The sequence below is a fragment of the Providencia sp. PROV129 genome, assembly GCF_028482245.1.
Taxonomy (GTDB): Bacteria; Pseudomonadota; Gammaproteobacteria; order Enterobacterales; family Enterobacteriaceae; genus Providencia; species Providencia vermicola.
Window position 1 is genome coordinate 54894 of the sequence record NZ_JAMPQD010000019.1, and the last position, 25807, is coordinate 80700.

At 39.5% G+C, this 25807-nt stretch carries 18 protein-coding genes and 1 pseudogene; 5 read left to right on the forward strand and 14 right to left on the reverse strand.

What is annotated here, in order from left to right:
* Positions 1-177 precede the first annotated feature (177 nt).
* Both dusB and fis read left to right on the forward strand, forming a co-directional pair.
* Positions 178-1161, forward strand: a complete 984-nt coding sequence (gene dusB / locus PSF27_RS14475) for a tRNA dihydrouridine synthase DusB (protein ID WP_206083522.1) — start codon at positions 178-180, stop codon at positions 1159-1161.
* Positions 1162-1168: 7 nt separating this feature from the next.
* Positions 1169-1465, forward strand: a complete 297-nt coding sequence (fis, locus tag PSF27_RS14480; protein ID WP_004258438.1) for a DNA-binding transcriptional regulator Fis — start codon at positions 1169-1171, stop codon at positions 1463-1465.
* Positions 1466-1824: 359 nt separating this feature from the next.
* Here fis and PSF27_RS14485 read toward each other — a convergent pair whose 3' ends face one another.
* The 4 genes and pseudogenes from PSF27_RS14485 to PSF27_RS14500 all read right to left on the reverse strand — a co-directional run.
* Positions 1825-3375, reverse strand: coding sequence for a methyl-accepting chemotaxis protein (locus PSF27_RS14485; protein WP_272681737.1), 1551 nt, complete (start codon positions 3373-3375; stop codon positions 1825-1827).
* 380 nt (positions 3376-3755) lie between these two features.
* Positions 3756-5003, reverse strand: coding sequence for an aromatic amino acid transporter (locus PSF27_RS14490; RefSeq protein WP_272681738.1), 1248 nt, complete (start codon positions 5001-5003; stop codon positions 3756-3758).
* A 67-nt stretch (positions 5004-5070) separates the two neighbouring features.
* Entirely contained in the window at positions 5071-6474 is a 1404-nt protein-coding gene (locus PSF27_RS14495) for a tryptophanase (RefSeq protein ID WP_206083519.1), read from the reverse strand.
* Between the two features lie 535 nt (positions 6475-7009).
* Positions 7010-7195 (reverse strand): annotated as a pseudogene (locus tag PSF27_RS14500) (GNA1162 family protein); the annotation flags it as partial.
* A gap of 259 nt (positions 7196-7454) precedes the next feature.
* Between PSF27_RS14500 and PSF27_RS14505 the strand changes: the two are divergent.
* Positions 7455-8750: an MFS transporter gene (locus PSF27_RS14505; protein ID WP_206083518.1), complete on the forward strand. Its 1296-nt coding sequence runs from the start codon at positions 7455-7457 to the stop codon at positions 8748-8750.
* Between the two features lie 90 nt (positions 8751-8840).
* On the opposite strand, the gene PSF27_RS14510 is transcribed toward PSF27_RS14505, so the two are convergent.
* From PSF27_RS14510 to PSF27_RS14520, 3 genes are all read right to left on the reverse strand, one after another.
* Complete coding sequence (locus PSF27_RS14510; protein ID WP_272681739.1) at positions 8841-11150, reverse strand: M66 family metalloprotease; 2310 nt, start codon at positions 11148-11150, stop codon at positions 8841-8843.
* Positions 11151-11474: 324 nt separating this feature from the next.
* Positions 11475-12605, reverse strand: coding sequence for a hypothetical protein (locus tag PSF27_RS14515; protein WP_272681740.1), 1131 nt, complete (start codon positions 12603-12605; stop codon positions 11475-11477).
* Complete coding sequence (locus PSF27_RS14520) at positions 12602-13855, reverse strand: hypothetical protein (protein ID WP_272681741.1); 1254 nt, start codon at positions 13853-13855, stop codon at positions 12602-12604. The genes PSF27_RS14515 and PSF27_RS14520 overlap by 4 nt, the downstream gene beginning before the upstream one ends.
* A gap of 276 nt (positions 13856-14131) precedes the next feature.
* On the opposite strand from PSF27_RS14520, the gene PSF27_RS14525 reads away from it, so the two are divergent.
* Positions 14132-14845, forward strand: a complete 714-nt coding sequence (locus PSF27_RS14525; protein WP_206083515.1) for a UTRA domain-containing protein — start codon at positions 14132-14134, stop codon at positions 14843-14845.
* 92 nt (positions 14846-14937) lie between these two features.
* Here the strand turns inward: PSF27_RS14525 and PSF27_RS14530 are convergent, their stop codons facing one another.
* The 7 genes from PSF27_RS14530 to hutU all read right to left on the reverse strand — a co-directional run bounded on the left by PSF27_RS14530 (position 14938) and on the right by hutU (position 24266).
* Positions 14938-16620 (reverse strand): electron transfer flavoprotein-ubiquinone oxidoreductase, encoded by a 1683-nt coding sequence (locus tag PSF27_RS14530; protein ID WP_272681742.1) that lies wholly within the window; start codon positions 16618-16620, stop codon positions 14938-14940.
* Positions 16621-16629: 9 nt separating this feature from the next.
* The gene (locus tag PSF27_RS14535) at positions 16630-17580 is read right to left on the reverse strand and encodes an electron transfer flavoprotein subunit alpha/FixB family protein (RefSeq protein WP_272681743.1); all 951 of its coding nucleotides are present in this window, start codon (positions 17578-17580) and stop codon (positions 16630-16632) included.
* A 15-nt stretch (positions 17581-17595) separates the two neighbouring features.
* Positions 17596-18351 (reverse strand): electron transfer flavoprotein subunit beta/FixA family protein, encoded by a 756-nt coding sequence (locus tag PSF27_RS14540; protein WP_272681744.1) that lies wholly within the window; start codon positions 18349-18351, stop codon positions 17596-17598.
* A gap of 152 nt (positions 18352-18503) precedes the next feature.
* Positions 18504-19943 (reverse strand): purine-cytosine permease family protein, encoded by a 1440-nt coding sequence (locus PSF27_RS14545; protein WP_272681745.1) that lies wholly within the window; start codon positions 19941-19943, stop codon positions 18504-18506.
* Positions 19944-20226: 283 nt separating this feature from the next.
* Positions 20227-21366, reverse strand: coding sequence for an acyl-CoA dehydrogenase family protein (locus tag PSF27_RS14550; protein WP_225818557.1), 1140 nt, complete (start codon positions 21364-21366; stop codon positions 20227-20229).
* Positions 21363-22547 (reverse strand): CaiB/BaiF CoA transferase family protein, encoded by a 1185-nt coding sequence (locus PSF27_RS14555; protein ID WP_272681746.1) that lies wholly within the window; start codon positions 22545-22547, stop codon positions 21363-21365. Before PSF27_RS14555 ends, PSF27_RS14550 begins: the two co-directional genes overlap by 4 nt.
* A 51-nt stretch (positions 22548-22598) precedes the next feature.
* The gene (hutU, locus tag PSF27_RS14560) at positions 22599-24266 is read right to left on the reverse strand and encodes a urocanate hydratase (RefSeq protein ID WP_272681747.1); all 1668 of its coding nucleotides are present in this window, start codon (positions 24264-24266) and stop codon (positions 22599-22601) included.
* Positions 24267-24837: 571 nt separating this feature from the next.
* Here hutU and PSF27_RS14565 point away from each other — a divergent pair.
* Positions 24838-25731: a hypothetical protein gene (locus PSF27_RS14565; protein WP_272681748.1), complete on the forward strand. Its 894-nt coding sequence runs from the start codon at positions 24838-24840 to the stop codon at positions 25729-25731.
* Positions 25732-25807 lie beyond the last annotated feature (76 nt).

Here is a 25807-nt window from a genome sequence, read left to right on the forward strand (position 1 = left end):
AATGGTTACGTAGTTATCTTAACTATTTGTTAAATATAACTAATTTTAAAATTGCAAAAATGCAAGATAAAAAAATTAGTGATAAATAACCGTTTGCTCAAAGTTTGTCCTTTCATATCTCGTAAAAAATGCGTAATATACGCGCCCTTGCAGTCACAGTATGGCCCCCATTTAGATATGCGAATCGGACAATATCAGTTGAGAAACTGTCTTATTGCTGCCCCCATGGCAGGCATTACAGATAAACCGTTTAGGTCGCTCTGTTATGACATGGGTGCAGGGATGACAGTATCGGAGATGCTTTCTTCTAACCCTCAAGTTTGGAAGACAGACAAATCTAGACTCAGAATGGTTCATCGTGATGAACTTGGGGTTCGTTCTGTTCAAATAGCTGGCAATGATCCCGATGAAATGGCTGCCGCGGCTCAAATTAATGTTGAGAGTGGCGCTCAAATCATCGATATCAACATGGGCTGTCCAGCTAAAAAAGTGAATCGTAAGTTTGCAGGTTCAGCACTGTTACGTTATCCAGACATCGTTAAATCGATTCTCGAAGGCGTTGTTAAAGCAGTGGATGTTCCCGTTACGCTTAAGATCCGCACAGGCTGGTCACCTGAAGAGCGAAACTGCATAGAGATTGCCAAATTGGCCGAAGATTGCGGCATTCAAGCACTCACTATTCACGGCAGAACTAGAGCCTGTCTGTTTAATGGGGAGGCTGAATATGACAACATTCGGGCAGTTAAGCAGACTGTTACCATTCCGGTTATTGCCAATGGCGACATTACTGACCCGCATAAAGCCAGAGCAGTTCTAGACTACACAGGGGCGGATGCCTTGATGGTAGGCAGAGCCGCTCAGGGAAGACCCTGGATCTTTCGGGAAATCCAGCATTATCTGGACACAGGTGAGCTCTTGCCACCAATGCCTATGGCAGAGGTACAACGCATTATGCTCGCGCACGTACAGGAATTGCACGACTTTTATGGTCAAGGCAAAGGAGCCCGTATCGCGCGCAAACATGTTTCTTGGTACTTAAAAGAACATGCACCTGATGACCAGTTTCGGCGCTCATTCAACGCCATTGAGGATGCCAGCGAACAGCTGGAGGTGTTGGAAGCATTTTTTGAAAATTTTTGCGTAAATAAAGATAAGAGCTGACAGAACTATGTTCGAACAACGCGTAAATTCTGACGTACTAACCGTTGCTACTGTAAATTCACAAGATCAAGTAACTCAAAAACCGTTACGTGACTCAGTTAAGCAAGCACTGAAGAACTATTTTGCTCAATTAAATAATCAAGATGTTAACGATTTATATGAGCTGGTATTGGCTGAGGTAGAACAGCCTTTGTTGGACATGGTTATGCAATATACCCGTGGAAACCAGACCCGTGCAGCCCTGATGATGGGTATCAACCGCGGAACTCTGCGTAAGAAACTGAAAAAATACGGCATGAACTAATCCTAGTCGGTTAATGCAGTGTTTTTAAAGGCATTTCCTGTTTTTCAGGGAATGCTTTTTTGTTCCCCCTCCCCCCCCAAAATTCTGCTCACAATCTCTTGGCACTTATCGCGGTAATCAACAATATCGCCCCATGACAAGCGATTCCCAAAAATAAGCACAAGGTGATGCGTTAAGTCTGATTAACAAGTCAGTGATGGCTTATATTCTTATAGCCCCCTTAGTGGTTTACAATTAGAAACTGACCTTGAAGCGTTCCTGAGTCAAATTGACCAGAATACCTACGCAAAGGAATAAGATAATCTAACAAATACAGTTAGTTATCCTATCCCCCGATTTCAGCTTAATCAACTAACGGGTTACACACTCGTTAGTTGAAACTTTCTAACCCCCTGCTGTAACTCCTGAGTTTGCTCAGCTAATGAACTGGCCGCCGTTGCCACTTGCTCAACTAAAGAAGCATTTTGCTGTGTAACGCTGTCCATCTGTGTAATCGCCACACCAACTTGAGCAATACCTTTACTTTGCTCTTCAGAAGCCACCGTTATCTGCTTCATAATCGCAGTCACTTCATTGATACCTTGCAGAATGTTTTCCATGGTTTTACCCATTTCATTAACTAGTCCTGTCCCTTTTTCAACACAGGCCCCTGAATCCGCAATCAAACGTTCGATTTCCATTGCCGCATCCGCGCTGTGACTCGCTAGCTTACGGACTTCAGCCGCGACGACCATAAAACCACGGCCGTGTACACCCGCCCTTGCCGCTTCAATGGAGGCATTTAGCGCTAATATATTGGTTTGAAAACTAATATCGTTAATCATATTGATGATATCTGCGATTTTTTGTGAGCTTTGGGATATCTCATTCATTGTCACAACAACTGAATCAACGATCGTATTTCCTTTGTTTGCTACGACAAACGCTTCACTTGCTAATTGGTTCGCTTGAAGAGTGTTTTCCATATTCAGCTGCACAGCCGCAGTAATTTGTTCCATACTCGCCGCCGTTTCTTCTAACGCTGCCGCTTGTTCTTCCGTTCTCGATGAAAGATCACTGTTACCATTGGAAATTTCACTCGCCCCGAGATAAATATTTTCACTGCCCTGCCGTATAATACTAACTGACCCGCGCAAGCTTGTTTGCATCTCTTCAAGCAACGGAAATAGTTTACCAACACAATTGTTTCCGAAAGGCTTAATTGAATGACTTAAATCCCCTTTCGCTATTTGCGAAAAATATTGTCTTAGCAAATCCAATGGCTTTTGCATCATAGCAGCAAGGTAGCGATCAGTGAAAATTAGAGTTAATACCCCGAGTACCGTCGCAACAATCATTACGACACGCGTAATATCCATTTGATTATCAACTTGATCACGTGTTGCACTGATCATCTCTTCTGCTGATTGATTAAACTTTTGGATTGATGCGCCAAATGTTCTGCTCAATGCTGGGGTCACATTATGCGCGTGGGTTAAATATTCCTGTGAATTATCTCCCATGCCTAGAACTAACTGTAGCTTAACACCCTCATCAAGTAGTGCCTGCCAGCTATTAATCACTTGCTCAGAAATCTCAGTATCCATCGGCCCTGGCGAAATCGCTTTCATCTGCTCAAGATAGCTTGCCATATTCTCCATCGCATCTTTAACAGGTGCATAATCGATAGCTTTTCCCTCATTTTTACTTTCCATCACACGCGTTAACCGTGTGACAAAACGAAAATATTGGTCATTTCCTTGACTGAGTACTGTCATCTGTTTCACCAATTGCCTATCGATATCATTACCATCAGCAATCCGAGACAAAGACCAACCGCTATAGAGACTGGTTCCCCCCAAGATCAAGCATAGAAGCCCTAATAAAATGAGCATAACAGCACGAATTGAGTAGTTTCGAAGTTTCTGCATACAATTTCTCTTTTGGTGGGATAAAATGACGATATTTAACTTTATCGGCGATAAAGAGAAAAAAATTAGCCACTTAAACGGCTTAGTTAATAGACAAAAAACAATAAAATAAGTAAAAACGCTTATAATTCAAAAGGGTTATTATTTAGTTTTAAGAGAATTAATTTTGTATACGCTATAAATTAATTTTATAAGTTTGATAAGGATCGCTAAATACAAATACCCGCCCTTCCTAAATACCTTCGTTATCCCCAAGGAAAAGTATTAACATCCCTCTTCAAAATGGCATGTGCTTTAGCATTCCCTCCGCCATTAAGCAGAAAAAAGGTACAGCAAACCCCGCTGTACCTTTACAGTTAGCTTAAAACAAGATTGAAAAATTAACGGTATATCGGTAAAAAATTAAACTGAGCGAGTAATTGGCAGATAATACCCAAAATACCAAAAGCAATAACGGCATAGATTAACCCTTTACCGCCCCATACTTTAAATTTTGAATCCGGGAAACGTTCTCTGACTTTCAATGCCATAATAGCAGGGCAGATTATCGCCCAAATACATGCTGCCATACCAGCGTATGCAATTGCGACTAAAAATCCATTTGGGAATAACATGCAAAGAATTAAAGGAGGTAAAAAACAAAGTAATGCTGATTTCATTCGCCCTGATGGGTTATCTTTAAAGCTCAAAGATGCAAGTATGTAATCAAATAACCCAATAGCAACACCTAAGAATGAGCAGAATACAGCACTAATAGAAAACCAGAGTAAAAATGTCGCAATGTGTTTGCTGTTAAGTACGGCATAGAGTGATTCAATAAATGCGTCTAAGTTACCGCCTTTATTGATTATTGTTAAGAACTCAGCTCTTGGTAAATTGCCCATTGTTCCCATAATCCAAAGGAAATAAAGGACGAGTGCAAGTACACAACCAATCACACAACTCTTAACCACTTTTCTTTCATTTTCATGATATAGCTTGTACAAACTGCACACATTACCATGGTAACCAAATGAAGTAATTGCATAGGGAATAATAATAAATACAAAAGGTAATAATGCGGTTTGCCCACCTTCAACAGGTGATGTTAATAATAAGTCCGTTTTGACAATCAAAAATAATCCAGAGAATGCGAGGATAAACAAAATAATTTTTATAAATAAAAATAATGATGTTAAACGACTCGCACCAACACCACTCCACCAAATACTCGCACCTAGTATTAATGTGAAGGCAATAAAAATAACTCTTAAATTAATATCATAACCATAAATAGCCGCAGCTTCTTTAATAACAGATCCCGCTGCAGATATATAGGCATAAATTAATATATAAAGGACAAATATTAATGCCATGTTAGCAATATAACAGGCCCATCTTGGTAAAAGTTCTTTTGATATAAAAAAGTAATTCGTCCCTGCACCATATTTAGAAATACATTCTAAAATATAAATCCCTGAATGAAACATAAAAAAGCAAACAACTAACAAGATAACTACAGAGTTAATAAACCAAGCTCCAGCCATAATAGTTGGCAAGCTAAACATTCCCGCCCCTATCATGGCACCGCCTAGCACAAAACCCCCTACCATTATGGAGGGTTCTTTCTTGGCTGCCGAATTATTCATGGTGTTTACCTTAAGAATAAGGATGAGGTTCCCGCATTGCACGGGAACCATAAGATATACCTATTTTTTATTTAATAGGTTTTAATCTTGCTGTGAAGTGTCTTAATACTGGTGGCTCATATTCAAAATCCAACCCTTTTAAGGTGGCAAATTTATCTTTTAAGCCAATCAGAGCATCTGCAATGTAATCCATGTGGTCATTAGTATAAACACGTCTTGCGATAGTTAACCGCATGAATTCCATGTCTGCATGTTTTTGTTTCCCAGTTTCGGGGTCACGTCCTAATAAAAACGAGCCAATCTCAACAGCACGAACACCTGACTCTAAATATAGCGCGTTAATAACAGCTTGCGCTGGGAATTGATCACCTGGAATATGTGGGACCAGTTTTTTACAGTCCACAAATACAGCATGTCCACCTGTAGGGTATTGAATTGAAATTCCACCTTCACGTAAACGGTCACCTAAATATTTTACTTGGCCAATACGATAATGTAGGTATTCTTCACCAGCGCCTTCCTCAAGGCCTTGCACCATCGCTGCCATATCACGGCCAGCTAAACCGCCGTAAGTTACAAAACCTTCCATCGGAACACAGCGCTGTCTTGCTAGTGTAAAGATATTTTCATCATTTTTAATACAAACTAATCCACCAATATTTAATAACGGATCTTTTTTCGCTGACATCGTTAATGCATCAGCATATTTGTACATATCAAGGATGATTTCTTTAATCGTTGCATTTTTATATTTCGGATCACGCTCTTTAATAAAATACGCATTTTCACAGAAACGTGCGGAGTCCATAACAACAAAAATATTATGTTGTTTTGCGATTTCATACACTTCTTTCAAGTTAGCCATAGATACTGGCTGGCCACCTGCACTATTACAGGTGATAGTAGAAACAATCGCAACAACGTTTTCTGCACCATACTGCGCAATATTATCTTTCAATTTTTGAATATCAAAGTTACCTTTCCAATCATCATAGGTATCTGAGTCATAGGCTTTTTCTGTAACGATATTGATTGCTTTACAATGGTTTAACTCAACGTGGGCTGCTGTCGTATCAAAGTGGAAGTTAGAAATAAATACGGGCTTTTTCGCTCCGCCTTGTTCCTGTTTGACTTTCAGCAATACAGGGAACAACATATTTTCAGCACCACGGCCTTGGTGAGCGGGAATGACATAATCGTAATCAAACATCTCTTTAACTTTATCTTTTAAATCATAATAGTTACGAGACCCTGCATATGCTTCATCACCCGTAATCATCGCTGCCCACTGGTGATCACTCATGGCATTGGTACCAGAGTCAGTTAAGAGATCGATATACACTGCACTGCTTGGTAATAAAAATGGATTGTATCCCGCTTCTTTTAATGCAGCTTCACGCTCTTCTCTTGATGGGATACGGATATTTTCTACCATTTTAATACGAAATGGTTCTACGATTCTTTTAGCCATGATAATACCTTTAATTTTTCATTAAATAATAAATATAAGAATTCGAACTTATAAAAAATAAGCTAACGAAGTTTTTAAAATAGGAAAATTTGAAAGGTTAATTATTAGGAAAAAAGAAGGCTAGGGAGATATCAATATTGAACCATTTCTTCATATAGAAGAAATACCTTGATATTAGTGACTCATTTAACAAGAACATACTATGACTCCTATCAATAAGGAATTAGTACAACCATCTGCATTATATATATAACAGTTACATTCTTAAATTAACCCCTATTGTCATATTATTATACTTATGTCACATAATTTAGGATAAATAACATAAACCCTTTGAGCTCAGTCACAATGTTTATTTTATGCAATTTAGGTGTTAAAAATAATTTAATTAATTAAATTATTTCACAAGGAACTGATAATAAGTATGTTAGTTGAATAATTATAAAGAATAATTTAGCTTAATATAAAAATATCTTAATTAAAATTAAATGGATATAATCTTACAATAAGGCTTTATCCATTACTTAACTAATCGTTACTGAGCATCTTTGCCATACTTTGTTGACTTTGGACCGTATAAAATCCCATTAGGGCTACCTGCAGATAATAACCGAGCACTTGTTATACCCGCTATTGCATAGCTTTTATCTGTCATCGTATCTGCTATCTGATTCATAACAGCAGAAACTAGCGCACCTAAAATACCATTTGAAGAGGAGTTATAAACAAATGTAACCCATAGTTTCTTAGTGCGGGTTAAATAAAACACTCAACAAAACTTATTTTTAATGAGAATAACCCTCTGTATCCCATGAAATTTTCTGCACAAAATATCCACATCCTGCATTATTTTAACTTTTTATTAACATTAATGATTGTGCTTTCTCTCAGAAACAGTAAGTGTAGGGAGGGCACGTTGTGACCATAAAAATAAGCCTGCTACTAAAAATTATTAAACCCTCATAATAAGAGAGTTAATTATGACGATGCAAACAATCGCTGTGAAATCATTTACTTCCACAAAAACAACATCAAAGGTTTTGCTGATTTGCTGGATGAGTATTTTGTTTGAAGGATACGATGTCGGCGTAATGGGGGCGGTACTACCTACCCTTGCCGAATACAAGCAATGGAGTTTATCGCCTCTTGAGCTAGGAGCTCTAAGTAGTTATGCATTAATAGGTATGTTTTTTGGTGCCTTTATTATTGGCACACTAAGCGAATTATATGGTCGGCGGCGCATGTTATTAGCCTGCGTAACGTTATTTTCAGTCACCATGTTAGGCGCTGCATTGGCACCCACACCATGGGTTTTTGGGATCATGCGTTTTATTGGTGGAATTGGTTTAGGGGGTGTAATTCCTGTTGCCGCCGCTTTAACCATTGAATATTCCCCCAGTGAAAAACGCTCATTTAATTATGGCATTATGTATTCTGGTTATTCATTGGGGATTTTAAGCGCAGCTCTAGTCGCGATATGGTTGCTTGAACAATTCGGCTGGCGAAGCGTGATTGCTTTTGGTGCATTACCATTATTACTTATTTGGCCAATGGCACGCATTCTTCCTGAATCACTCGAATATTTAACCCATAAAGGCTTACACAGTGAAGCCAAGGCATTAGCTAAAAAACTTGATATTAATTACCAATCGACATCTGAGCATGTGCAAGATAACCCCCAAAGTATTAAAGAAATTGTTTCCGTTGTTTTTGCTTGGCGCCACTTACGAGCTACAGCTTGTTTTTGGATAGCCTTATTCTGCGGTATGTTATTAGTCTATGGATTAAATACTTGGCTACCTTCTATTATGCGTAAAGAAGGATATAACTTAGGTTCCAGCTTAACATTTTTAATTGTATTTAGCTTAGCCTCTGCGCTGGGGGGGTTATTCTTAGGAAAAATTGCAGACAGATATGGTGTTCGAAATTCTGTGGCCTTCTTCTTTTTGCTTGGTGCTATTGGTGTGGGAAGCTTGATATTCAAGCAAAATATTTATATGAACTATATGCTCGTCGCCTTTGCTGGGGTCGGCAGTATTTCAGCTGCATTGATCTTAACAGGCTATATTGCCAATTATTACCCATCCAATGCGCGCGCATCTGCAACGGGTTGGGCACTTAGCTTCTCACGAATTGGTGCTATGACAGGGCCAATGTTTGGTGCATATATTGCGAGCCTTGGAATTGCCACAAGTTGGAATTTCATTGCATTTGCTATTGTCGCCATTATTGCTGCGATTGCTGTTATCTTATTACCAGCCAAACAGATCGTATAATATGATAAAAAGGATAGAATATATTCTATCCTTTTAAAGATTTCATCAATTTTAATTCTAATCTAAATAATGGCATTAGCTTTAAAATAATTAATGCTCATTAATTGTGTATGCTAAATTATCACTCCCAAGATTTATTGACTTCTCCGCGACAACACCCCCCCGAACAATGATACGAGCTAATTTTGGAGATAAATCTCGACTCACATTAATGTGAAACTGATTCATTTCATCATCTCTAACTCTAATATTCTTCAGCTTATGGAAACTCAATAAACCATCAGTATATTCAACCTCAAGGTAACAATTATTATTATCCATAACCTTATCTGATTCATATATCATTCCATATGCTGAATTTAACGGAGGGTATATATAACTTGGTAATTCATTACGTGGATCGTAAAACCCAATAATAGTAATTACTTTCCTACCTTGTTCTAAAGGAACCAAGTCAACATAAGGTTCGTCTTCAATAACCCAAATAACGCCATTTGAGACATAGTATAATTCAATATTTTTTTCAGCTGATAAAATAGTTCCATTCATATGTAAATAAACACCATAACTAGATCTCGAGTTGATTTTTATAACATTGCCATTATTGTCATCATTCGCATCTGGAAAATAAACATTTCCAGCCCAATTCCCGTCATAAATATCAATATAAATATATTTATTTTCTTCAAAGTAATCATTTATATAATCAGCTGTAATATCTACAGAATTTTTAATCGTGACCCACTTAAAATCATATTTTTTTACCTTATTCTCATACTCTACCATTTTATTTTCTTGATTATTCCAAATGCTAAATCCTGTTTTAGAATTTGGATCAAATATCGCTTTGCTCTCCAAATCATTTTGAATATAAAATAATGAATATGGTGTATGTAAAGTAAAAACATTGTGCTTCTCATACATTGGACTGCCTCCCGCCATAGCATCTCTACCAAGAGAGTGGCCTTCAAAAGGGGGTGCACACGGCCCAATTCCTTCATCTTCTAGATATGTAGGTTTGTTGGTGATATCTTGTTTAAAATTAGGCAGAAAAAAATTATTATCGCAGTCCCATCCCCATGTAGAGTTTCGATGAGTTGGGATCTGAGCAACTGAGCCATCAAAATCCCCAGGGTAATGCCCTAAACCAAAGTTATGCCCAACTTCATGACTAAATTCATTTCCTATCGTGTCATCTAGCGTCACCATGCCACTTCCACCCGATCCTCCATGAACTTGTATGCCATTCTCATACATCCCTATACTTGTATGTACTGTAAATTGTGATGTATTTCCCCTTGGACCAAGCTCTCTACCTGTTACATTGATACCATAATTTGCATAGTTAATTCCTGAAGCAATCAGTGAATTGGCAATTTGTTCCCTCATAATTCCATCGTGCCAGCCACCATTCCCTGGTGCATGGCCAGTAAGTAAGCGTCCATCAGACAGCATCACCTCATCTAAATCGATAGGATCATATGTATTGACGATTAAACGAGATACTGGAATTTGTTGAAAATATTGACGATGATATTCAGGGTTTTCTTGAAATTCAAATTTCTCTCTATGGGGAGTTAACATACCAATTGCAATCGTATTTAAGAACAACTGATTAGGTGCTCTTACTATAGGCTTATCAATAAAGCCAAATTTATTATCTCGGATAAATTTAAGCTTTATTCCTGGTTGAATAACATCTTGAGGAACAACGACAGACCAAGTATTTCCTATATATTGAATTTCTGATAAAATCTTTCCATCACTATTGCTGTCAGTTGACTCGTACCATGTCCCTCTTTCATTAACAAGTAATAAGGAATCCCCTTGTTCAAGATTTTTCTTTGTAGAATTAAAGAGAATTGAAATCCCCCATGTTGATGTACATTGGAATAACACTTTTTTACCCGCATAATCCAAATTATAAAATAACTCAAAGGATGGAGAGTATCCGCCATCATAAGTTACTACATTTATTGTGTTATATTCGTCAATAAACTTATTAAAATAAAATGGATCTTTAGCGTTTTGTAATTGTTCACTATTATCTAAGGTAAAATCAAAATAGGATGGCTGTGAAAAATCAGCCTCTATTTCAGCATATACATTCGAACAGGTCTTGGTTAGGTGCTCAGGAGATAACATTTCCTGATTAAATAAAATATCAGAATTTTCATTATAAATAACAATTCGAATAGGTGATTCGCTTAATAAATCGTCATGAGGCTTAAACATAAACATTGTTTTTCTATTTGATATTAACGTTGGTTGAATATCATTACTCACATGATTTTTTGCGGGTATAATACTATTTTGCACATAATAGACCGTACCTTTAAGATCACCATAAGTATCACTATCATATTTAGAATTATTAAAATAGGTTATGTTTTTTTTCATTTAAAATCTGCCTTTTCTTGTTGGACGGATTGTTTACTTTAAATAGCCATTAATTGTCATATAATTCAAAGAGGAAACAATATTAAAGAATTAAATAAAAATAATATAAATTCAAATTAATAAATTACTTCCAATTCAAATCCCCATCAACTTGAAAAGTAAGATAATTAAAATCAATCATTAATGTTAAATAAAAAAATAAACTAGACGCCTTAATTCGTTAAATATTATTTAACAGACTTAACTCATTATGGAAATACTAAAATATTGTATAACTATACTATTAAATAGAGGTGTGATAACACACCTCATAGATTAGCTATATTAAAAAGCAGATTGGTAAGAAACCTGAGCACCTCTAGTGAGAGTTCCCTCATTCGAGTAAGTACTTTCTACTTCAATAAAAGACTGGTTTTCCCCATTAAATATTTTTTTGTATAGTGAGAGATCTGGACGATAGCGAGTTTTCTTTGTAGCAATATCCATCATCAAATATTGTTGCGAGCCATTACCTGAAATCGAAACAATTAATCCTTGGTTACCAACATTTAAACTATGTAAATTGTTATAGCCACTCTCTGCGATTAATTCGAAGTTTCCATTGGGGTGAAATTGCATTAACGAAAACAATCGGCGAGACGGTTCTTGAGCAATAACAAAAATATCACCATTCAGGTTTTGTGCTGCTTCATTAATACGCACGGGTAGCCATTTACTACTAACCACTTGTTTAGTCGGAATATCCATAACTACTTCCAACGATCCCATTTGATGACCATAGCTATACCACATAACGACTTTGTCCCTGTATGTGGCAAAAGCAAATTCAGAGCGACTCTCTATTTCCTCAGGGTACAGTGACTTAGCGAGCTCCCGAACATCCATAAAATGTTCCCATGTCATACCTTTATCTTGGCTAACAAAAATTTTTTCATTATTTGCCACAACATAAGCAGGATAATTTTTAGATTGATAAATTTTACCTGTTATCAACCCTGCAAATTGAACGCCAGATTTATCTTCCCATGGCATAATGTTACTGGCTGATAGTGTTGTTAAATCGATAGTTTGGTAGCCATCTCTAAGAAACAATAAGCATTGTTTTCTCTCACATATCGCATTATAAAAGCTTTTATCACCACGAGTGATAAAACGGATACCTTGATTATCTGCAAATAATACTTGGTAGTCATATTCTCTTTCATATGCGTATGGATTATATGATGAGTAGTAATAATTTGAACTCTGGCTTTTTTGCGTCACAATTAATGTGCCATTTTCAGCGGGGAAAGTCGTCGCCCAATCATAATTGGTAATTGCAGAACGGTTTTCTTGATGATGTTCTATTTGCCAAGCAATACTACCGTCTCGCACAAAAATTAAAACGGTCGATAACAAACTTAATGCAAAAACTGCAGTTAATAAGATAAAACGCTTACTGAGAAAGGGGTTCATGAACGCACCTCCGTCACATAATCTGTTTGACCATGTTGGCGACGTAAATGTTTCAAAATATATTGTGATTGATAATAGGCCTTACCTCGTCGAGAGAATTGGTAATATATTGCAACACCCAAACCAATTGAAAAGCTTATCCCCAATAAAATGGTTGTCGTAACGCTAATATACATTCCTCCTGTATCTAAGATATTAACCCAATCCCAATAGTCCCAATAATTGCCTTTCTCTATTGTTTCAGAAGTTGTTAGCCCGACAGCAATAAGAACAAAGAAAATTAAAAGAAAGCAGGTAAATCCCCATAAGCCGAAATAAAAACCACGTTCTTGTGGAGCACCTCGGCCAATTAGACTGTAGGCAAGTCCGTCTTGGTGATTATAGATACCAAATATTGCCTGCTCATTTGAATGGTCTTGAATGTTTTTATGGAGAACTTCAAGTTTATCCCCCTGTGCAATAAATAAACTATGATTATTAAATAAAGGCTCATTTGCCGAAACTAAAACATCCATATGACTTTTGTTTATTTGTAAACTAATAAGGTTCAGTGCTTGTTCCGTGTCCCCTGCTTTAACAGTCAAACTTCGGTTATCCGTAATATTTACTTTGCCACAAGTCACCGATAATGATGTTTTATCCATGTTAACATCGACTGCCTTGTTTATTTTACTGGTCTTAGATGTTGCATTTTTAATACTATCAATCTCAATCAATGAGCTATGTTCATTAATTTTAAATCGCCCTTCTATAACGAGATCTAACGCGGTTAAAATTCGTTTTCTCCTCGGGCTCATAATGCGCTTCGTTTCGGCAAGCGCAAGGCCAAACAAAACAATGCCACAAAAAGCGGCACAACCCAAAATTGCCACCAGCGCTATCATTAGAAAGCTATCTTCGGCAACCATAAAGCAATAATACACTACAGGGATTAAGGCCATTAACACGAGCGAAATGATATATTGCTTACCAAGAGAGCGCGTAAAACTCACATTTCTATCGGGCTCTAATCGACCATGTTTTTCATGATAGACCCATTCTAACCAATAGCTGCCATCGTTCAGTTCTTCTGCACAAATAACCAAAGAATCGCCTTCTTGTAGGCGTTCCAAAAAAATCTTACTATTTTTAAAGTCATCTTGATTAAAGAAAAAAACTTTCCCTGACGCTATCAGCCTTGCCATACCAATTGGACTGACATTTTGATAATCACACTGAGTAAGATTGACATGGAAATATTGAACTCGCATGAATAATGCCTATTTCGCTAAGTAAATTTAACATTATGATAATAAATAAAGGCATATTGCCCTAGTGAAACTTATCTTATAATAAAATAATTCAGATAATGACGAGTGCCCTTAAGCACCTATTTTTCGAGGTTTTATATTTCGAAATACGCGCTATCTACTAGTAAAGCCAATAATTACTGATAAACTTGCAATCACAAAAAAGTCTATACATATAATATGGCAATAAAATCGATTTACTCGGCCTTCCTCTAACGACAATTTTGAATAAAAGCGATGACATCACAACCTGCTTATAAGCAAATTCAGTCTTACATTTTACGCAGCATTGATTTGGGTATTTTTAAACCCGAAACACAGATTCCCACAGAGCTTGAGCTATGTGCGCAGTTTAATGTCAGCCGTATGACAGTAAACAAAGCCATTTCTGAATTAAGCCAAAAAGGGATTTTAAACCGAATTGCAGGTAAAGGTACTTTTGTTGCGACACAAAAGCATGAGCTTCCAGTGACAAAAGCATTTGATATCTTTGATGAAATATCCCTAAGCGGCAAGAAGTATAGTGGGCATCAACTGCAATTAAAAGTCATCCCTGCATCTGCAGAAATTGCGCTACAACTCGGAATTAGTGAAGGAAGTGAGGTCGGTTATTGTAAAGTACTACATTTTGAAAATGATATCCCTCTCATGTTGGAAGAACGCTACGTTAACCACGCAATCGTTCCTGAATTTGTTAAGCAAAAATATGGGGATACAGAAACACCAAGTGGCTATTTACAACGCCATTTTCCTGTAAGTGAAATGGAACACACCATAGAAGCGGCATTAGCCACAAAATCCATCGCTCAATCATTATCGATTAAAGAAAATTCACCTTGCCTGCAACTTAGGCGTCGAACTTGGACTGGAAATACACTGATTAGCTACGTCAATATGGTCACAGCAGGTTCTCGTTACAAATTAAAATTGCATTCGCGTATTGAGAATTAATGCAAAGATAAAAAATGGGGCAAAATTGCCCCAAAGCGACTGATAAATATAAAAAAGACATCAAGCACATCTGCATCACAACAAATTTGTTTTCACATCCCCTGATATATTGGCCCTTCCCCACCTTGCGGTGCAGTCCAAGTAATATTTTGCTGCGGGTCTTTAATATCGCAGGCCTTACAATGCAGGCAGTTTTGCCCATTAATCTGTAACTTCTCTTGGTGTTGCTCGCCAATAATTTCATAGACCCCAGCAGGACAATAACGCGTTTCTGGCGCGGCATATTTCTCTAAATTGACTCGAATCGGTACATTTGTATCTACCAGTTTAAGATGGCAAGGCTGATCTTCTTCATGGTTAGTATTCGATAAAAATACAGAAGAGGGTCGGTCAAAGGTCAGTTTTCCATCAGGCTTAGGGTAAGTGATTGGCTTGAAGTTTTTAGCTTCTTTCAATCTTTCGTGATCCGCCTGTTTAATCTTTAATGTCCATGGGCTACGGCCTTTTAACAATAATTGCTCTACACCAAATAACATTGAGCCCATCACTAATCCATTTTTCATATAAGGTTTGAAGTTACGAGTCTGGTAAAGCTCTTGATATAACCAGCTCTGCTCAAATCTTTGGCGATATTCAAGAGTAAATTGAGTAAAATCAATCGATTGATTTTTAAAGCACGCTAAAAAAGCGTCTGCAGCCAATGATCCACTTTTTACTGCACAATGTGTTCCTTTAATTCTGGCCCCATTGAGAAATCCAGCATCATCACCGATTAATGCGCCCCCAGGAAAACTCAATTCAGGGAGTGCGGATAATCCCCCAGCAACCATCGTTCGCGCACCGTAACTGAGCCTTTCCCCACCAGATAAAAAAGTGCTAAAGGCGGGGTGTGTTTTTAAGCGTTGAAACTCTTCATATGGAGATAAATACGGGTTTTCATAATTCAGACCAACAACTAACCCTATCGCAACTAAATTCTCACCGTAGTGGTAGGCAAACCCACCGCCGTAAGTATGGTTATCTAACGGCCAACCAACAGAGTGAATAACTAACCCTGCTTGATGCTGATCTTTCGGGATCTGCCAGATTTCTTTAATCCCTAAACCATAGCTTTGTTTGCTACTATTTGAATCCAAATTAAAATGATTTATCAACTGCTTACCTAATTGACCACGACACCCTTCGGCAAAAAATGTCATTTTAGCCAGCAAGTTCATTCCAGGTTGGTACATCGCCGTTGGGTTACCCGATTTATCTAACCCCATATCACCCGTTGTCACACCAATGACTTGGCCTGCATCATCAAAAAGTACCTGTGTTGCAGCAAAACCAGAAAAAACGTCAACACCCAAAGCCTCGGCTTCAACAGCTAAAGCCGCACTCACTTGCCCTAGACTACCAATTAAGTTTCCTTTATTTTTTAAACAATTAGGCAATAGTGGTAACGGTAATTGGCTTGAGCTATTTTCTTTTAGCCATAAAAAGCTGTCCTGACTGACGGAGGTTAGCGGCGTCGAAATTTTATCTTGCCAATCAGGTAATAATTCATTTAATGCACGAGGATCTATCACTGCACCTGACAGAATATGGGCACCTATTTCTGCACCTTTATCAATCAAACATACTGACAGTTCAGTGCCTTGCTCAGCAGCAACTTGCTTTAAACGGATCGCCGCTGATAATCCCGCAGGCCCCCCACCGACAATCAGGACATCAAATTCCATCGATTCCCGCTCAGGAGCCTCGCTTACATTTTCTCTATTGTCGATAGCCATATGCACCTCTTACGCAAGCGCTTTATCAAGTTCAGGTAAGATTTCAAACAGATCACCAACAATACCGTAATCTGCTACTTGGAAGATTGGCGCTTCTGGATCGCTATTTATGGCAACGATCACTTTGCTCTCTTTCATCCCTGCAATATGTTGAATTGCACCAGAAATCCCAACGGCAATGTATAACTCTGGCGCGACAATTTTTCCTGTCTGCCCCACCTGATAATCATTGGGTACATACCCCGCATCTACCGCTGCACGGGATGCGCCGACAGCAGCACCCAATTTATCTGCGATGGTTTCTAATAACGCAAAGTTTTCACCCGAACTTAACCCCCTCCCTCCCGAAATCACGACTTTCGCTGAGCTCAATTCTGCGCGACTAACTTGTGTGAGTGACTGGCTTTTCAATTGAGCTCGTTGAATAAGTTTATTTGGGGTGATGTGTTCAATTTCTGCGCTATGTTGTGCTTCACATACGTCGCTAAATGCCGAACTGCGTACAGTGATCACCACCTGCTGCCCATTATTCTGTACTGTTGCCAACGCATTCCCTGCATAAATAGGTCGAATAAAATTCTGTGCATCAATGACTTGTGTGATGTCAGAAATTTGTGCGACACCTAGTTTTGCAGCAACACGCGGGGCAATATTCTTACCAAAGGTTGTCGCAGGAAACAGTAAATGGCTATAATTTTGTGCAACAGAAACAATCGCACTGGTCATGGGTTCCGCCAGTTGGTCTTTCAAAGCATCTGATTGAATCGTTAATACTTTATTCACCCCCTTTAAGCCCGCTGCTTGTTCCACCACGTTTTCAGTGTTGTCGCCCACAACAAGTAAATGCAATTGTCCACCCACAGATAGAATATCCAGTGCAGCCGTAATACTATGAAAAGTTGATGATTTTATTGTCTGGTTATCATGCTCAACAATAACTAAAACTAATGATTGGCTCATTGTCATTCCCCTTGGTTAAATCACTTCTTTTGCTTGTAAAGTGCTCACTAATGCCGCTGCATCATTGAGTAAAGTGCATTGCCCTGCCCGTTTTTTCGGTTCAGACACTTTGATAGTTTTGGTTTGCTCCAAAGGAGAGAAATTCATGTCAGAAATATCGATAATATCTAGCGGTTTTTTCTTTGCTTTCATGATGTTCGGCAAAGTTGCATAACGGGGTTCGTTGAGACGTAAATCGGTTGTCACAACCGCAGGGAGTTCCATTGCCAGTGTTTCCAAACCGCCATCAATCTCACGGGTCACTTGCAGTGAGTTACCCTCAACAACAATTTGTGATGCAAATGTCGCCTGACCATAATCTAATAATGCGGATAACATTTGCCCTGTTTGGTTGCAGTCATCATCAATCGCTTGTTTGCCTAATAAAATTAAATCGGGTTGCTCATTTGCCACCACTTGCTGTAATAGACGCGCAATATCGAGTGATTCTAAAACTAACTCCGTTGGGCGTTGAATTAAAATGGCACGGTCTGCCCCAATCGCCATCGCACTACGCAAAGTTTCTTGATAGCTAATATCACCAATAGAAACGGCAACAACTTCAGTCGCTTTGCCTGCTTCTTTTAAGCGTACAGCCTCCTCAACCGCAATTTCATCAAAGGGGTTCATCGCCATTTTGACGTTAGCTAGCTCAACCCCCGAGCCATCGGCTTTTACGCGTACTTTAACGTTATGGTCAATCACTCGCTTCACTGCGACTAAAATTTTCATAGCAACTCCTATCCCAATTCTATTAACGATTGGCTTTTATTAAGGTGGTTTGAATCGTTTTTAGGTTGAAAGAAGCCTTAGCAGTGAAAGCTTCACTGCTATTGGCTCGCTCAATGTATTCTTTTATTAATTAAATCAAATGGTTCATTTGGTTATTTCGTGGTTGGTAATATCAGCCTATCTGCCACTGACATTGGCCATATTTTAATCGCGATATAATAAATAATACTGGTCGCAACTAAGCCCACAATCCATGAAATATCCACGCCACCAAGTTGTTCGACTAGTGGGCCAGTGTAGAAACCCGTTGAGATAAATGGCATTTGAATCAGTACGCCAATGATGTAAGTGAAAATCCCCACTTTGTTCCAGCGACCATAACGACCGTTCGGGTTTGCGAGTTCAGGCACATCGTAGCGGCCCTTTGTCACCCAGTAGTAGTCAACCAAATTGATCGCACTCCATGGGGTAAAGAATGCCAGTAAAAACAGTAAGAAAGCAGAGAATAATTTTAAGAACGAGTGCTGGCCAGCTAACCCTAATAAGGTTGAAAAACTCACCATTAAAACGATAAAAAACAATCTTTGCCCTTTCGTAATGGTGTTTTTCCCTCTAAAGCCGCAAACAATCGCTGCCATTGACATAAAACTGCCATAAGCATTTAATGCCGTGATGGTCACTTTCCCAAAGAAAATAGTGATATACAAAAGTGCTGCAATTAACCCTGTACTTCCCAAGCCCACAATGTAGGAAACCTCATTACCCGCAAACTTATTCCCCGCTAAGGCTGCAGCAAATACCCCTAAAATCATTGATGCTTGCGTTCCGATAACAGTCCCTGAGCCTACCGCCATAAAGGCTTTAACGGTTGGTGTTTTAGTGGGTAAATAACGCGAATAATCAGCAACATAAGGGCCAAAAGCAATTTGCCAAGATGCTGAGAGTGACATGGCTAATAAGAAATGTGTCCAATCAAAATGGCGATTTTCCATTAATACGGAGACATCATTCATGTAAAACAGGCGGAAGAATAGATAAAAGAATGCAATAACGCCAACAACACTCGCGACCTTACCTAAAATATGAATGATCCGATAACCACAGATAGTGATCCCGATAATCACCGCACCAAAAATTAAGATCCCGACCCAATCAGTCACATGGAGTAATTGCCCAACAGCTTGGCCTGCTAATACCGTTCCACTGGCAGAGAACCCAACATACATCATACAAACCAATAAGATAGGAATAACCGCACCATAAACACCAAATTGTACACGGCTTGAAATCATTTGAGGTAGTCCCAGTTTAGGCCCTTGCACCGCATGCAATGCCATCACAGCTCCACCTAATAATTGACCAATAAATAATCCAATTAATGACCAAAATACATCGCCCCCAAGCACAACAGCGAGCGCCCCTGTAACGATAGCGGTAATTTGTAAGTTAGCACCAAACCAAAGTGTAAACTGGCTAGATAAGGTGCCATGGCGTTCAGATTCAGGAATGTAATCGATGGAACGCGCTTCAATAAGCGGGACATTGTCCTGCCGACCTTTTTGCCCTGTTGCGATGTCGTTTGAAACTGTCATGGTAACTCCTCTTTAAGCAGGCTGGCTTAAAGAATGAACCAATTAACTGTAATGAATTCGTAAAAACTGTGATGGTGAGTACAGTGATTACACATTACATTGGGTGATGTTTTATCTGTTATCCACCCATAATCAATAATTGAAATACATTCTTAAACCTGATTGTTGTTGTGTTTTTAATTCCATGATCCTGTTGTCAGGTAGTGCTTCCTATGTTGCTTGACTCGCGAGTAGCCGCCTGTCCCGTCTACCCGCTTCTGGTAAAAATAATGATTTCAATAAATTACACTGCATCCAATACAGCACGTGAAATAATAATTTTTTGAACTTCGGATGTGCCTTCAAAGATACGCAAAATACGTGCATCACGAACATACCGCTCAAGGGGTAAATCACGAATATACCCATATCCCCCATGAAGTTGCAGCGCAGCATCAGTGACAAACCCCGCACACTCCGCCGCAAACAGTTTTGCTGTCGCCGATTGCAAACTAAAACGCTCACCTGAATCACGCAGCTCTGCAGCACGCCAAGTCAACATACGAGCAGCTTCAAGCTGTGTATGCATATCTGCTAGACGCCATTGTGTGCCTTGGTATGCCGCTAATGGCTTTTTGCCAATTTGACGCTCTTTCACCCAGCCCAACGTGCTTTCCATCGCCGCACGAGCAATACCCAGTGATGTTGCAGCGACTTCAACACGGCCTTTGTCTAAGACTTCCATTGCAGTATGGAAGCCTTTATTTTCTTCACCGAGTAAGGCAGATTCAGGTAGCCAGCAATTCAGTGCTAGCTCGTAAATTGTACTGCCGCGTAACCCCATGGTTTTTTCTGGCTGAGAAAATGCCACCCCTTCAGTGCCTTTTGGGATCATAAATGCGCTAATACCGCGAGCCCCCGCTTCAACATCTGTTTTGGCATATAACACAATAAAATCCGCTTCTTTGGCGTTAGTAATATAGTGCTTATTCCCGCGAATACGCCAGCCACCATTTTCACGCGTCGCAACAGTGCGCATATCCGCAGGGTTCGAACCCGCCGCGGGTTCCGTTAAACCGAAAGCCCCCAATAACTCACCGGATGCAGCTTTCGGCAACCAATAGGCTTTTTGTTCTTCGGTTCCACCAATCAAAATGGAGTCAGTGGCTAAAAAGTGAGCGGTTAAGGAGGAGGATGTCGAGGCGCAAGCTGCTGCGACGGCTTCAACAATCATACTCATCGCAATACTACCAAGGCCGAAACCGCCATATTGCTCAGGCAGGTTAATTCCCCATGCCCCCATTTCACCTAATGCGGTTAAGCTTTCTGCACAAAATGTTTCCGTTTCATCGTAACGCTGTGCATTGGGTTGCAAAATATCGCGACACACTTTTTCAATTGCATCCACAATAGCTTGTTCTGTTTCATTAATTTCAAAACTCATTGTACGGCCTCCCTATTTTTGCTTATTGTTCTTGCCGATTTATACAGTGCATTTGCTTCGCCCAAAACAGGAGCTCTTCGTGTTGAATGGGGTTTTTTGCCATTAAAGAACACTGGCTGAGAGATCAATGGAGTCCCACCATCATTCAGGTGTGTGAGAACCTGCCGAACTTGAGCATGCTCGCTTTGTGTCGCTTGCTGTAGATTATGAATAGGCGAGGCGGGAACCCCTGCATTTAGCAGTAAATCACACACTTCATCTACCGTTTTTTGCGCAGTCCACCCCTCAATTTCCCCCCTTAACTCCCCATGATGGCGTGTACGGCTTGGGTCATCTTGAAAGCGTGAGTCTTGGCATAAATGCATTTTTCCCATACATTCACAAAAACGTTGGAACAGTTTTTCACTCGCAATGGCAATCACCACTAAACCATCTTTGGCATGGTAAGTATCAAATGGTGTGGATACAGGGTGACGATTACCCACTAAACTCGGTGCTTTATCATGTGCAAATAGGTTAGAAAGTCCCGTTAGTTGCATGCTGAGCAAAACATCCACCATCGCAACATCGATATATTGCGCCGCTTCGTTATGGCGCTCTCTGGCAAATAACGCACTGCTAATCGCCCAAGAGGCAAACATCCCCGCACACACATCACCAATAGATTCACCACTGCGCGTTGGCCCCGTTTCAGGGAAACCCGTCACGCTCATCAGCCCTGACATAGCTTGTGCCACAATGTCGTAAGCAGGGTAGCTCGCTAATGGGCTATTTTGCCCAAAACCGGAAATGCTTGCGTAAATCAGTGCTGGGTTGTGCTGCTTTAAACTGTCAAAATCAATACCAAGGCGTTTGGTCACACCTGGGCGAAAGTTTTCGACCACTACATCACTTTCTTTAACCAGCTGAAATAAAATGGCGCGATCTTCCTCTGCTTTGAGATCCAGCTCGATGCTACGCTTCCCTCTATTGATCAAGCCGTAATAAACACTTTCACCTTCAATAAAAGGCCCTAAGTGGCGGCTGTCATCCCCATGATCTGGCACTTCAATTTTGATCACTTCTGCACCGAGATCAGCCATCATTCCCGTGCAATAAGGCCCTGCTAAAACACGGCTTAAATCAATCACTTTGATCCCAGCCAGTGGCCCTTGTCTTTTCTGAATTGACGCAGCATTCATACTGAATTCCTTATTTTCCAGAAAGTTGCCGACCTAAGCCGGCAAACGACATCACTTCACCATTGGCAAATTCAAACCTTGCTCTTTCGCACAATTAATGGCGATGTCATACCCTGCATCCGCATGGCGCATCACGCCTGTCGCAGGGTCATTGTGCAGAACGCGCGCTAAGCGTTTATCCGCAGCATCAGTGCCATCACAGACAATCACAACACCCGAGTGTTGAGAGAAGCCCATGCCAACGCCGCCACCGTGGTGCAAGCTCACCCATGTCGCTCCACCCGCGGTATTTAGTAGCGCATTCAGTAATGGCCAGTCGGAAACTGCATCAGAGCCGTCTTTCATCGATTCCGTTTCGCGATGAGGGCTAGCAACCGAGCCTGAATCTAAGTGATCACGGCCAATCACGATAGGGCCTTTTAGTTCGCCACTTTTCACCATCTCATTGAAAGCACGCCCTAATCTTTCACGGTCTTTTAAGCCAACCCAACAAATACGCGCAGGTAGGCCTTGGAAAGCAATTCGCTCACGCGCCATGTCTAGCCAGTTATGTAGATGCTTATCGTCAGGCAGTAATTCTTTGACCTTTTGGTCTGTTTTGTAGATATCTTCAGGATCGCCAGACAAGGCTACCCAACGGAATGGGCCGATGCCTTCACAAAATAGAGGGCGGATATAAGCAGGAACAAAGCCTGGGAAATCAAAGGCATTTGCCACTCCTTCATCTTTAGCCATTTGGCGAATGTTATTACCGTAATCGAACGCTGCTGATCCACGTTTTTGCATGGTTAACATCGCATCCACTTGCACGGCCATGCTTTTTTTCGCAGCGCTGGTCACTTCGGCTGGTGCAGTCTCTTGTTTTTCACGCCATTGGCTCAATGTCCAACCTTGCGGTAAATAGCCGTGTACAGGGTCGTGAGCACTGGTTTGGTCGGTGACTGAGTCAGGTGTAATATTGCGTTTCACTAATTCGCTATACACATCCGCAGCATTGCCTAATAGGCCAACAGAAACAGGCTTGCCAGAAACTTTAGCTTCTTCGATGTATTGCAGCGCTTCATCAAGGGAAGTCGCTTTTTTATCGACATAGCGTGTTCTTAAACGGAAATCGATACGGCTTTCATCACACTCGACAGCAATCATGCTAAACCCAGCCATCGTGGCCGCTAATGGCTGTGCACCGCCCATCCCACCTAATCCACCAGTTAGGATCCAACGCCCTGCTGTCTTACCGTTAAAATGTTGTTTTGCTAGTGAAACAAAGGTTTCATAAGTACCTTGGACGATCCCTTGGGAACCGATGTAAATCCACGATCCTGCAGTCATTTGGCCGTACATCATCAAGCCTTTGCGGTCTAACTCATTGAAGTGATCCCAATTTGCCCAGTGTGGAACAATATTTGAGTTTGCAATCAATACGCGAGGGGCATCTGGATGCGTAGGAAATACACCAACAGGTTTACCTGACTGTACTAATAACGTTTGGTCATCTTCCAATGTTTTCAGTACGTCTAAAATTTTGTCATAACATTCCCAATCTCGAGCAGCGCGACCGATCCCACCATAAACGACCAAACTTTGCGGATGCTCTGCTACATCAGGATCTAAGTTATTTTGGATCATCCGATATACCGCTTCTGTCAGCCAGCTTTTACAGTTTTTTTCACTGCCACGTGGTGCGCGGATCACTCGAGTTGAGTCTGTACGGTTTAACATGGTTGTTTCCCCTATCATCCATTTTTTAACCAACATTAAATTAACAACTTTTGATTGTGATGATCATCGAGACACCTTGTTAGTGCTAATGCACCTTTGATTAAATTTCAATTAATTTATTTATAATCAATACATTAAAATAAAATCGACGACCCGACACCATCTATTCATTTAAGCTATTTGCTAAAGACTTGCTTCTTGCAACTAAATATATATACATTTGCTTCACAAAGTATATACATTTAAATTTGAATTTTTATACAAAGTGTGGAGAAGGGAGAGGTCGGATAGTTATACAACAACGAGTAGATCTCTGTTTCTAGAGAAAAAGTTGTATATACATTTAAATTTAATTGTAGAAACAAGCAAATAGCTGAAATGGGAGGTACTTCACATTCCGTAAGGATAGAAAAATTAACGGTTAAAATGACGAAACCTTATCATCTTAAGATGATCGCCTGCCATCCCATCACATTGTACTTCTGAATAGGTAACATCTATTTATGCAATAATTTACCCCCTCCGTGAGATAGCCTATCCTAAAATTAAATATACCGCTAAGCGAGCCTTCATGACGAAAATTAATAAAAACGTACCCTATTCCACCGAAAATCTGCCCACTATAGATAGTAAAACATCAAATCAAAATTCATTCATCCGCTTTGCCAGTCGGATTAATAATGTATTAGAATCATTTTGGCATTTATTCAAACCTTCAATAAAAAATAAAAAATGTGAATTGAATATAGAAAATAACATTGCATTTATTGAAAAATATTTCAGTATTAGTAGTAAATATAAAAAAGAAATCATTCATGATGAAACATCAACTTCTATTATATTGAGAAAAAAAATAGAACGATTCAAACCTAACAAGGATGATTGTTGCACATCTATCCACCTCGGCCATTTTCATGAATGTGAAGGATTTACATTTGATAGGGACCTATCTGATAAATTCAACAAAGATTTCAATAGAATGAATGTTTACTTACATACGCCATATCGACAAGAAAATTCAGTTAAAATTAAAGACGCAAGAGTTCTCAGCGCAAAATTCGGATTAAAAAACGCACAGTTAATATCGCAGATTGCGCATCAAGGCTTTCTTGCAGATCCTACATTTTTTTTACATCAAATAAATAAGAACGAACATTACAATATAGGAAGAAAAGCGATTCAAAATTCTAAAGATAATAATTCAACTGAGGATATGAGAACCACATTTATTATTAAAGAAACAAAAAATGGCGATTGCATTATTGCAGCAAATAAAAACTTTGAATATATAAATACAAGTGACGACTTTGGTAGTGCATTACCGGGATTGTCAATGTCAATCGAAAGGAAAACATATCTGACTAAAAGCAATGAAGGTATTCTTAAATTAAAGAATCACAGCGGCATTTCTAAACTCATTAATGATAATAAAGATGAAATTAAAATTACAATCAAAAAAACATGAGAAAACTAATAAAAAATAATTAGAACTGTAGCGGTGTATAAGTATATGACCCGAGTAGCCGCATGAAGCCAACACC